The 11,035-nt window shown below is 59.3% G+C and carries 11 protein-coding genes and 1 pseudogene; 7 read left to right on the plus strand and 5 right to left on the minus strand.

The window, feature by feature from the left end; genetic code table 11:
- Window positions 1-24: 24 nt before the first annotated feature.
- Window positions 25-837: a class I SAM-dependent methyltransferase gene (locus ACLBW8_RS04570; RefSeq protein WP_447804694.1), complete on the plus strand. Its 813-nt coding sequence runs from the start codon at window positions 25-27 to the stop codon at window positions 835-837.
- Window positions 838-974: 137 nt separating this feature from the next.
- Here the strand turns inward: ACLBW8_RS04570 and ACLBW8_RS04575 are convergent, their stop codons facing one another.
- Complete coding sequence (locus ACLBW8_RS04575; protein WP_447804695.1) at window positions 975-1,361, minus strand: TIGR03067 domain-containing protein; 387 nt, start codon at window positions 1,359-1,361, stop codon at window positions 975-977.
- A gap of 238 nt (window positions 1,362-1,599) precedes the next feature.
- On the opposite strand from ACLBW8_RS04575, the gene ACLBW8_RS04580 reads away from it, so the two are divergent.
- The 3 genes and pseudogenes from ACLBW8_RS04580 (at window position 1,600) to lpxO (ending at window position 3,298) form a co-directional block, all read left to right on the plus strand.
- Window positions 1,600-1,746, plus strand: coding sequence for a Wzz/FepE/Etk N-terminal domain-containing protein (locus ACLBW8_RS04580; RefSeq protein WP_447804696.1), 147 nt, complete (start codon window positions 1,600-1,602; stop codon window positions 1,744-1,746).
- A pseudogene (locus ACLBW8_RS04585) lies at window positions 1,704-2,146 on the plus strand (hypothetical protein); the annotation flags it as partial. The gene ACLBW8_RS04580 and the pseudogene ACLBW8_RS04585, both read left to right, overlap by 43 nt.
- A 252-nt stretch (window positions 2,147-2,398) precedes the next feature.
- Entirely contained in the window at window positions 2,399-3,298 is a 900-nt protein-coding gene (gene lpxO / locus ACLBW8_RS04590; protein WP_447804697.1) for a lipid A hydroxylase LpxO, read from the plus strand.
- 19 nt (window positions 3,299-3,317) lie between these two features.
- On the opposite strand, the gene ligD is transcribed toward lpxO, so the two are convergent.
- Together ligD and ku are read right to left on the minus strand one after the other, a co-directional pair.
- Window positions 3,318-5,792, minus strand: a complete 2,475-nt coding sequence (ligD, locus tag ACLBW8_RS04595; protein ID WP_447804698.1) for a DNA ligase D — start codon at window positions 5,790-5,792, stop codon at window positions 3,318-3,320.
- A gap of 18 nt (window positions 5,793-5,810) precedes the next feature.
- A complete protein-coding gene (gene ku / locus ACLBW8_RS04600) occupies window positions 5,811-6,683 on the minus strand; it encodes a non-homologous end joining protein Ku (protein ID WP_447804699.1) in 873 nt (290 codons plus the stop codon).
- Window positions 6,684-6,866: 183 nt separating this feature from the next.
- On the opposite strand from ku, the gene ACLBW8_RS04605 reads away from it, so the two are divergent.
- Together ACLBW8_RS04605 and ACLBW8_RS04610 are read left to right on the plus strand one after the other, a co-directional pair.
- Window positions 6,867-7,181 carry a hypothetical protein gene (locus ACLBW8_RS04605; RefSeq protein ID WP_447804700.1) on the plus strand — a complete coding sequence of 105 codons (315 nt, stop codon included), beginning with the start codon at window positions 6,867-6,869 and terminating at the stop codon, window positions 7,179-7,181.
- A 12-nt stretch (window positions 7,182-7,193) separates the two neighbouring features.
- Window positions 7,194-8,351, plus strand: coding sequence for a PQQ-dependent sugar dehydrogenase (locus ACLBW8_RS04610; protein WP_447804701.1), 1,158 nt, complete (start codon window positions 7,194-7,196; stop codon window positions 8,349-8,351).
- A 115-nt stretch (window positions 8,352-8,466) separates the two neighbouring features.
- Here the strand turns inward: ACLBW8_RS04610 and ACLBW8_RS04615 are convergent, their stop codons facing one another.
- Both ACLBW8_RS04615 and ACLBW8_RS04620 read right to left on the minus strand, forming a co-directional pair.
- On the minus strand, window positions 8,467-8,946 hold the full coding sequence (locus ACLBW8_RS04615) for a nuclear transport factor 2 family protein (protein ID WP_221294649.1): 480 nt from the start codon (window positions 8,944-8,946) through the stop codon (window positions 8,467-8,469).
- A gap of 53 nt (window positions 8,947-8,999) precedes the next feature.
- Window positions 9,000-9,563 (minus strand): TetR/AcrR family transcriptional regulator, encoded by a 564-nt coding sequence (locus ACLBW8_RS04620; protein WP_447805017.1) that lies wholly within the window; start codon window positions 9,561-9,563, stop codon window positions 9,000-9,002.
- A 124-nt stretch (window positions 9,564-9,687) separates the two neighbouring features.
- Between ACLBW8_RS04620 and pssA the strand changes: the two genes are divergently transcribed.
- Window positions 9,688-11,031, plus strand: coding sequence for a CDP-diacylglycerol--serine O-phosphatidyltransferase (gene pssA / locus ACLBW8_RS04625; RefSeq protein WP_447804702.1), 1,344 nt, complete (start codon window positions 9,688-9,690; stop codon window positions 11,029-11,031).
- Window positions 11,032-11,035 lie beyond the last annotated feature (4 nt).

An 11,035-nucleotide genomic window follows, 5' to 3' on the forward strand; every position in this document is an offset into this window, starting at 1 on the left:
CTTTAACAACTATCTGGAGACGCAATGGACATGCCCTCAGCCCAACAGGCCATCGCCAGCAACAAAGACGCCTGGGATGCATCCGCCACGCTGCACAAAGACAGCCCTCACTGGAACGCCCTGCTGGCCTCGATTGCCCACGCGGACTTTTCCTGCCTCGACCCGACCATCACTGCACTGCTGCAGGACGTCGGCGTTGCCGGCAAGGACGTGGTGCAATTGTGCTGCAACAACGGTCGCGAAAGCCTGTCGTTGTTCGCCTTGGGCGCGCGCGCCGTGGTGGGCATCGATCAATCCCGAGCCTTTCTCCTGCAAGCGCGGGAACTGGCCGATGTTTCGCCCCACAGCCCGGAGTTTATTGAAGCCGATATCCATCATCTGCCTGAGGGCTTGCAGGGGCGTTTCGATGTGGCCCTGGTGACGATTGGCGTACTGAACTGGATGCCGGATGTGGCGCTGTTTATGCGGCATGCGGCCAGTACGCTCAAACCCGGTGGCACCCTGGTGATCTACGAGACTCACCCGTTCCTCGAAGTGTTCGACCCGCGGGCCGCCAATCCGCTGTTGCCCACCAGTTCGTACTTCCAGCGCGATCCGTTCGTGTTACAGCAGTCGATTGTCTATGAAGGGCTGGACGAGGTTCCCGGACCGACGTCCTATTGGTACGTGCATACCCTGGGCAGCATCGTAAGCGGGTTGATCTCGGCGCAGTTGCAGGTTGACCATCTGCGAGAGTATCCGCATTCAAATCGTGAAGAGTTGTATGACCAATACGAGCACCAACCGGCCCAGCTGCCCCTGTGCTTCACCTTGACCGCCAGCAAACGTCCCGTCTGAGCCGGTTGGCCGCGCAAAAAAAAAGCCCGCGAGAAGAGGCGGGCCAAGTGATTCACTGGAGTAGGTAGGCCTCACCCTATAGGCCGGAAAGTGAAGGTCATGTGAAAACCGTGTCGCAAGTTCGGATGGCGCGCGGTTCAGGCTCGACGCACAAAAGTGCGCATGGTTTGCCCGGGCCCGGTGCTGAATACAGCCGGGCGCGGCATGCCTTCGTCCGCGGCGATAAACACAAAGTCATCCTTTTCCAGACGATAGCTGGCGGGCAAGGGCTTGCCGGCGTCATCGCCCATCGAGTCAACCCAGGTAATGCTTTTGGGTTGAGTGCTGCTGTCCAGAGAAAAGCTGCCGGCGAGCAATATTTCGCCACTGACGGTTCTCACTTCGAATTGATCCCCGCTAATCGTGGTAATCGCCCCTGGTGCGCTATGCGCATCAACAGGGTTGACCACGCCATTGTCTTCCAGGGATGTCTGCTCCCAAGCGCCCTGAAGCATTTGATAGTCCGGGTCTGACAGAGATTGCATGCAAATTCCTTATTGCTGAAGGTTGAGGTGCCGTGTAAGCACAACATTACGGGGAATGAATCGGCCAATGTGTAACTGTAACGCTACTGACAGGCGGCGCAAACGGCCTTTTTGCGTGGGCTGACTGCCATAGGTCATTCGTATTCAGGGCGTTGTCTCCGAGTTTTCATGCCTCTCGGGCTTCAAGTCCGAATTTCGGGAGGTGGCTTTCTATTGTCAACGTTAGAGTGTTCTCATTGTGAACCAAACTTCTCCGCGCAATTCGCCGGCAACGCCAGATGAAATTGACCTGTTTGAATTGTTCCATGCCCTGTGGCGGCAAAAAAAGCTGATAATGGGTTGTACGCCATTGCCGCGCAGCGTGAGCAAGTCGGCGCTGATCTGAAGGTGATCGTTAATAACCGCCTGAGTGAGCTCAAGGGGAAAAGTCGACGCCGCCCGTGCCAATTATGAAACGGAAAAGGAATCAAAAATCGCCACCTAGCGATGACTTCACCAATAGCCGTGTCGCTGAAATTGGCAAAGAGCTTCAACTGCTGGAATCCAACCGTGAAGTTGAAATTCTGCAAAAACGTGGGAACGAAGATATCTTCTTGCGGGATGTCGAACCGCTTCGGGCGGAAGCCACCAGGGTACGCGGCCTCAACATCGATATGAGCCATTTGAACCTGGTGGCGCTGATCCGTCACTTTACACTCGTGCACCACCAGGCTGAACCGTACGCCTTTGTTGGGAGTGGCCGTTTCCAACGTGGCGAGTGCACAGACGGTCAGCCGCCGCGGTAAACACGCCTGCAATGGGCCGGTAACCAGGCCGGTCCATACTTGCTTATGACGTTTAGTAGACAGCTTTTCACAATTCTTAGTTAACCTTTGGTTACAAACTGTGGCTAAATAACCACCAATGGCATTGGTCCGGACAGTAAACCCGCGACTCACCGCCAATGTGTAATCGTGATTTCAGGTGCTGCTTACTTATCCTCGGCCGTTGTGGGCATGCAGGAGCAGCCTGTTCTCTTCTGACTTGTGACGAATCCCTTGAAACTCATCATTGTTGTTCTCTACGTTGCCTCCATTGCGTATGTTCACCTGCGTGGCAGGGTGCGACACAAGCTGGGCCGCCAGCTTAGCGACCACTCGACGTTCCTCGCGCCGGTCAACTGCTTCCTCTACATGTTTTCCAAGCAGCCAAGCCGTCCCTTTCTGTCGCCCAGCGATTTTCCGGACCTGAGCCCGCTACAGGAGCATTGGGAGGAAATCCGCCAGGAAGGCCAGAACCTGATGCGGGCAGGCGAGATCAAGCGCTCTGACCAGTACAACGACGTGGGTTTCAACTCGTTCTTCAAGTCCGGCTGGAAGCGCTTTTACCTCAAGTGGTATGGCGACAGTCACCCGTCGGCGATGAAGCTGTGCCCGCGCACCACTGAACTGGTGCAAAGCATCGGCTCGATCAAGGCGGCGATGTTTGCCGAGTTGCCGCCGGGCTCCAAGCTGGTACGCCACCGTGATCCGTACGCCGGTTCCTACCGCTATCACTTGGGCCTGGATACACCCAACGACCCTGGCTGCTACATCAATGTGGATGGCGAAAGCTATTACTGGCGCGACGGCGAGCCGGTGATGTTTGATGAGACCTACATTCACTACGCGGAAAACACCACGGCGCACAACCGCATCATTTTGTTTTGCGACATCGAACGTCCAATGAAGTACCGCTGGGCGGCGGCGTTCAACCGCTGGTTCAGCCGTAACGTGATGGCGGCTGCCGGTTCGCCCAATGATGATGGCGACAAGACCGGCGGCTTGAACCGCGCGTTCACGCGCCTGTACAAGGTCCGTCTGCGTGGTAAAGAGCTCAAAAAGCGCAATCGTGCACGCTACTACCTGGAAAAATGGGCAATCTTCGCCGGTTTGGCGCTGATCTTTATCCTGATCTAAATCGCCCTGCGGGCGCGAATCACTGCGGTGGTTTCGCGCCCAGCTTGTCCCACATCGTCTTGCTGATCTTCTGCCGGTGCGCATAACCGGTCCACGGATCGCCCTTGAGGTTGTTCAACCGCAGGTGAAGGTTGGCGATCGTCCACTGTTGGGCTCCGCGTAACCCTTTCAATTCCTCTCGACTCACCGGTACCGATACCGGCAAGCCAGGTCGTGCCCTGACCGAATAGGCGGCGACGGTGCTCGCGCCACGCGCGTTGCGCAGGTAGTCGATAAAGATCTTGCCGATCCGGTTCTTTGGGCCCGAGGTAGCGCTAAAGCGTTCGGGCAATTGCAGCGCCATGAACTGCGCGATGGCTTTGGCAAACGCCTTCACGGTCTCCCAGCCATCCCGGCGCGCGAGCGGTACAACCAGGTGCAGACCTTTACCGCCGCTGGTCTTGACGAAGGCCTGGAGCCCAAGCTCATCCAATACCGACAGTGTCAGTTGCGCTGCCTCCAGCATGGTTTTCCAAGGCAGTGCCGGGTCCGGGTCCAGGTCAAGTACAAACAGGTCGGGGGTTTCGATGTGGTCCGAGGTGGCGCCCCAGGTATGCAGCTCGACCGTGCCCATCTGCACGGCGCCGATCAGGGCGCTCTCCGTGTCGATTTCCATCAGGCGTGCATGGCCCGGGTCGAGCTTCTGGTCCAGCTGTTTGATATGTGCAATGGCGAGTCGCTCAGAGTGCTTTTGGAAGAACTGCTCGCCCTCGATGCCTTGCGGTGCACGCAGCAGCGAGACGGGCCGGTGGCGCAGGAAGGGCAGGATCCATTCACTGATGCTCTCGTAGTAGGCGGCCAATTGCTGTTTTTGTGTACCACTTTGCGGGTCAATCACGCGGTCGGGGTGGGTGATGTTCACAGCGCTGCTGGCGCTTCTCGCCGGCGTAGCCTTCGTGAGGGACTTGGCCTTACGTGGCTGCTCACGAATGATCTGCGTCACCGGCTTATCGGTGCGCAACGCAACGAATGACGCCTGGCGCACCACGCCTTCGCGCGTCCATTCGGTGAAATTCACTTCGCCGACGAGCGAGGGTTCAACCCAGTGCACACCGCGTGCCTGAGTGCTGGTCAAGGGCTGTTCCAGCGGTGAGGTTGTGCGCTCCAGGGGTTTGAGCTGCGCATAGATCGACTTCAGCGCTGCCTGATCAAAGCCGGTGCCCACGCGTCCGGCATAGACCAGCCCGGCGTCGTCATTGACCGCCAGCAGCAGCGCGCCAAACCCGCTGCGTGAGCCTTGGGGTCGCGTGTAGCCGACAATCACGAACTCCTGGCGCAAGCGGCACTTGAGTTTGATCCAGTCGGCACTGCGGCTGGAAACATAAGGGCTGCCTGCGCGCTTGCCGATTACGCCTTCCAGTGCCAGGTCGCAAGCGCTTTCGAAGATGTCGCGCTGGTTGGCGGCAAAGGCTTCGGAGAACCGCAGCAATTTGCTGCGGCTGCCGGACAGTGCGGATTTGAGCGCGGCACGGCGCTCCTCCAAGGGGGTTTCGCGCAGATCTTGCCCTTGCAGAAAAGGCGCGTCGAACAGGTAATAGACGATGTCCAGGCTGCGGCCGATATCGAACGCATTTTGCAGCGCCTGGAAGTCTGGCAAGCCGTCGGCATTGAGGCTGACCACTTCGCCGTCCAGCCAGCTGTCCTTGAGCTTGAGGGCTTGCAGCGCTTTGACTTGACGCGGCAAGCGGTCGGTCCAGTCATTGCCGTTGCGGGTAAGCAGGCGCACCTCACCGTCGCGGATGCGTGTCAGCATGCGGTAACCGTCGAATTTGATTTCATACCGCCAGTCGCCGGGCGGTGCGCGGTCAACCAGGGTCGCCAATTGCGGGGTGAGTTGTTCGGGCAGGGCAGTGGGCGCTTTCTCGCGCTTCTTTGGCGGCTTGGGTGTACCGACCACGGCGCCGCTGAGCACACTTTTCGGCTGGTCCAGGACGATGTCGTAGTCAGCGGACGGCCTGGCCTGCGGGTCCTTTTCCTTGATCAGCAACCACTGTTCCTTATCGCCGCTGCCCTTGAGCCGAGTGCGGACCAGCGCCCAATCGCCGGAAAGTTTTTCACCGACCAGGGTGAACTTGAGTTTGCCGGCCGCATACGCCTTGTGCGGCTCGTCATGGGGTTGCCAGACACCGCGATCCCACACAATCACATCCCCGGCACCATATTGGCCGGGCGCAATACTGCCTTCAAAGGTGCCGTAGCTCAGAGGGTGGTCTTCGACGTGGACTGCCAGGCGTTTCTGGCTGGGGTCGAGGCTCGGCCCCTTCGGCACCGCCCAACTTTTAAGTACGCCATCGAGCTCCAGGCGAAAGTCGTAGTGCAGGTTGCGGGCGTCATGTTTTTGAATCACGAATGACAGGGCCGAAGCCTTGCGTTTACCCGCAGGCGCGTCGCCTGCGGGCTCTGCGGTGATCTCAAAATCGCGCTTGCGGTTGTATTCACTCAGGGGCTTCGCCATGACGTTCTCCGGCGGGTGTCAGGCTCTTGAGGCCTTTTTGGAGGACGTTTTCGCGGCAGGCTTTTTCGGCGCGGCCTTTTTCGTCGCGGGCTTGGCGGTGGCTTTGCCGGCAAGACTGCGTTTGAGCAGCTCTGTCAGGTCGATGACATCGGCCGATTTACGTTCCTCGCTGCCTTCCTGGCTTTCCACATCTTCGATCTTGCCGGCCTTGGCCTTTTTCGCGACCAGCGCCATGATCTTTTCCTGGAAGCTGTCGCGGTATTCGTCGGGCTGCCAGTCGGCACTCATGTCTTCCACCAGGCGCTTGGCCATGTCCAGCTCGCCCTTGGTCAAACTGGCTTTGGTCACGTCGCTGCCCAGCTCCAGTTCGTCCAGGCTGCGTACCTCGGCGGGCCAACGCAGCATCACCAGTACCAGCGCCGAGTCCAGTGGCATCAGCGCCGCCAGGTGCTGCTTGGTGTGCAGGACCACATTGGCCAGTGCCACCCTGGCGGTTTTCTTCAGCGTTTCGCGCAGCAGGGCGTAGACCTTGCCGCCGCGTTTGTCCGGGGCCAGGAAGTAGGGCGTGTCGATGTTTTGCAGAGGGATCTGGTCGGCGGCGACGAAGGCGATGATTTCTATGGTTTGGGTCGACTTAGGGTGAGCGGAGCGAATTTCTTCTTCGCTGAGCACCACATAGCGGCCTTTCTCGTAGGCCACGCCCTTGACGATATTGTCCTTGGTGATTTCCTTGCCGGTGGCCTTGTTGATGCGCTTGTAGCCCACCGGGTCCATGCTGCGCTTGTCCAGCCAGTCAAAATCGACGCCCTCGGAGGACGTCGCCGAGACCAGCGAGACCGGGATATGGACCAAGCCGAAACTGATGGCGCCTTTCCAGATTGCCCTTGGCATGGCTGCGTTCCTTGAGAAGAGTCAGTGTTCTGGTGACTCGCAGACGTTGGCAAAAGTTTCGACGGGCAGATGCGCGGACAGATTGTGTTACATCTGATGAGAAACTATTTAATGTCGAAAGCCGAACCCAAGGCGTAGCGTGTTATCGAAAGCAGGTATCACTCGCCCCAAAGAGGCTTTGTCATGAACAGCTGTGTGCGTCATCTCGCAGTGCTCGCGTTGGGCCTGGCGCTCGCGCCATTCACCCAGGCGCAGAACCTGCCCGGCAGCAACGATTCCAACAACAGCCCCATTCATCGGGCCAACCCCAACAGCATGCAGGGCACCCAGCCCAATACGCCGGCCGTTCGCGGTATCCAGACCGGGCCGACCAGCCCCGCGCCGACCGTGGAAAACGGTGGTATCGGCAATCGCTACCCGAAACGGGATGCCGCCCCGAGCCGTCCCGCGACCGACACCAAAGCGCCCACTTACGATGCCAACGGCAATCGCCGGTAAGGACTCTGTCTTATGTTTCTACGCAAAACCCTTCTAGCCGCGCTTTGCGCCACCACGCTGCTGCCCATGACGACCGTTTGGGCGGCGGATGCCCAGCAGTTCCCGAGCGAGCAAGGCAGCATCACGGCGACCCCGATCGCCAAAGGCCTGGACCACCCGTGGGCGGTGGCGTTTCTGCCGGACAAACAAGGCTTCCTGGTGACCGAGCGCCCGGGGCATCTGCGGTTTGTCAGCCCGGACGGCCAGCTTTCAGCGCCACTGACCGGTGTGCCGCAGGTGTGGGCCAAAGGGCAGGGCGGTTTGCTCGATGTGGTGCTCTCGCCGGACTTCAAGCAGGACCGTATGGTCTACCTGTCGTACGCCGAAGGCGGCGGCGAGGGTGGCAAAGCCGGCACCGCCGTCGGGCGCGGGCGTCTGGCCGACGACTTGAGCGGTTTGAAAGACTTCAAGGTGATCCTGCGCCAGGAGCCCAAGCTCTCGACCGGAAACCACTTCGGCTCACGTCTGGCTTTCGACCGCGATGGCTACCTGTTCGTGACGCTCGGTGAAAACAACGACCGGCCGACGGCCCAGGACCTGGACAAGTTGCAAGGCAAGGTGGTGCGGATCTTCCCGGATGGCCGCGTGCCGGATGACAACCCTTTCGTCGGTCAGGAGGGCGTACGCCCCGAAATCTGGTCCTATGGCCAGCGCAACCCGCAAGGGCTGGCGATGAACCCGTGGAGCGGCACGATCTGGGAAAATGAACATGGGCCGCGCGGAGGGGATGAAATCAATATCATTGAGCGTGGCAAGAATTACGGTTGGCCATTGGCAACCCATGGCATCAACTATTCTCTCACGCCAATTCCCGAGGCCAAGGGCAAGACCGTGGAGGGTACAGTGGCGCCCCATCACGTCTGGGAAAAATCGCCGGGCATCAGTGGCATGGCGTTTTATGACGCCGATCGTTTCAAGGCGTGGCAGCACAACCTGTTTATTGGCGCGTTATCCAGCCAGGAGCTGATCCGCCTGCAGTTCGATGGCGACAAGGTGATCCATGAGGAGCGCCTGCTGGGCGGGTTGCACGCGCGGATTCGCGATGTGCGCCAGGGCCCGGACGGCTACCTGTATGTGCTGACCGATGAGGACAAGGGCGTGCTGTATCGGGTAGGCCTGAATCAGGACTGAACAACCTCGGCATGTGGGAGCAGGCTTGCCTGCAATAACATCGCTTCGGTGAACCTGGTGCACCGAGTCGTCTGAATCGCAGGCAAGCCAGCTCCCACAGGTTGACAGCGTGGGTCTATAAACCCAGGTCAGACAAGCCTGGGTGATCATCCGGGCGCCGGCCCAGCGGCCAGTGGAACTTGCGCTCGCTTTCCTTGATCGGCAGGTCGTTGATGCAGGCAAAACGATTCGCCATCAAGCCGTTCTCGTCGAATTCCCAGTTCTCATTGCCATAGGACCGGAACCAGTTGCCGGAGTCGTCGTGCCACTCATAGGCATAACGCACGGCGATGCGGTTGCCGGTAAACGCCCACAACTCCTTGATCAGTCGATAGTCCAGCTCCTTGGCCCATTTACGGGTGAGGAAACCTTTGGCCTCTTCGCGGTTGTGCGCAAACTCGGCGCGGTTTCGCCACTGCGTGTCCGGCGTATAAGCCAGCGACACCCGCTGTGGGTCCCGGGAATTCCAGCCGTCTTCGGCCAGGCGGACTTTCTCGATGGCGGACTCACGGGTAAATGGAGGCAGCGGCGGACGTACTTCGGCGTTGGATGACATGGGGCAGCTCCTGAACACAAAAAGGGTTATCGAAAGTTGCAACGCATGTGCGTTCAAAGCCCCAATAACGTTCGCGCCATGCATTGCGCGTTATCAGCAGACGTTGAATCGCCCATCACCAAGGCAACGGTAATGGCGCCGTCGATCAGGATCAGCAGTTGCGCGGCCTGCTGTTCGGGGGCTGAGGTGCCATGGGCTTCACACAGTTCACGTGCGTACTCGAACAGTTTCTGTTTATGCGCCTTGGCCAGCAGGCGCACCGGGTCTTGCGCGTTGCCGGTTTCGCCACTGGTATTGATAAAGGCGCAACCGCGAAAGTCCGCCGAGCCGAACCAGGCCTTGAGGGCGCTGAACAGTGCCAGCAGGCGTTCGCCACTGCCTTCGCTGCGTTGCACTTCATCGCGCAGCCACTGCATCCAGCGTGCGTCGCGGCGTTGCAGCGCGGCGATCACCAGCTCATCTTTGTTGGCGAAGTAACGGTAAATACTGTTGCGCGAAACACCGGCCGTTTTCACCAGCAACTCCATGCCCGTGGCGGCGATGCCGTGGCGATAGATCAGCTTTTCGGTAACGTCGAGGATAATGTCGCGGGTTTCACTCAGGGTCATATCGTTCATGCCGGCTACAGTAGAACGATCGTTCTTCTTGGTCAATTACATTTTTCCCCTGTGTGACAGCGAGACCTGAGCACCCCCATGGTGTAAGCTCGGGGCCTCTTCGGATTCGACCATTGCGAGCCTTATGCCGTCGTTCTTCAAACGCTCCCTGTTGCCCAAGCTGCGCGGTTTCCCACTGTCTCCCGATGCCATCGACGTGCTGTCCGGTGCCGACGCATTTCGCCGTTGCCTGCTGGAAAAAATCTCCCAGGCCACGCAGCGTATCTACATTGTTGCGCTGTACTTGCAGCAGGACGAAGCAGGTCAGGAAATCTACGACGCCTTGCACGCCGCCAAGGCTGCGCGGCCCGCGCTGGACGTTGTGGTGGTGGTCGATTCACTGCGTGCCCAGCGCGGCTTGATCGGTGCCGGCAAGCAGCCGGGCAACAGCGCCTGGTACCAGGCCATGACCCAAACCCACGCCAGCGAAGTGCCGGTTTACGGCGTGCCGGTGCAAACCCGCGAACTGTTCGGCGTGTTGCACCTCAAGGGCTTTGTGATCGACGACAGTGTGCTGTACAGCGGCGCCAGCCTGAACAACGTGTACCTGCACAAGTTCGACAAGTACCGTTTTGACCGCTATCACCTGATCCACAACGCGCCGTTGGCTGACTCGATGCAACACCTGGTGGAGCACGGTCTGGTAGCGTCCAAGGCCGTACACCGCCTGGACTTGCCGAACCCGCCGACTACCCGCAGCCTGCGCAACGATATCGGCGACCTGCGCAGCCGTTTGAAGCACGCGGCCTATGACACCACCACGGGGCTGTTGCCCAATGGCCATTTGTCGGTGAGCCCATTGCTCGGTGTCGGCAAGAACAACCCGTTGAACCGGGTGATCCTCGAGCTGATCGCCAGTGCCCAGCATCAACTGACCATTTGCACGCCGTACTTCAACCTGCCGCTGCCGGTGACCCGGGAAATTAACCGGGCCCTGGCGCGCGGGGTGAAGGTCGACATCATCGTCGGCGACAAAACCGCCAACGATTTCTACATACCGCCCAGCGAGCCATTCAAGGTGATCTCGGCACTGCCTTACCTGTATGAAATCAGCCTGCGCCGCTTCGCCAAACGTCATCAGCCAATGATCGACAGCGGCCAGTTGAACCTGCACTTGTGGCGCGACGGTGACAACACCTACCACCTCAAGGGGATGTGGGTCGACCAGCGTTACACCTTGCTCACGGGCAATAACCTCAACCCGCGTGCGTTCCGCCTCGATCTGGAAAACGCCTTGCTGATTGATGACCCGAAAGGCCAGTGGCTGGCGCCGAGGCGTACGGAGCTGGCAGAGATTTTTCAGCACACCACGCGCATCGAACGTTACCAACAATTGCAGACGCTGTTGGAGTACCCGCCGGCCGTGGGCAAGTTCCTGCGGCGGGTCAGTCGGGTGCGGATCGAGCGGTTGCTTTACCGAATCTTGTAAAACA

Source organism: Pseudomonas sp. M5A4_2d (assembly GCF_053345295.1).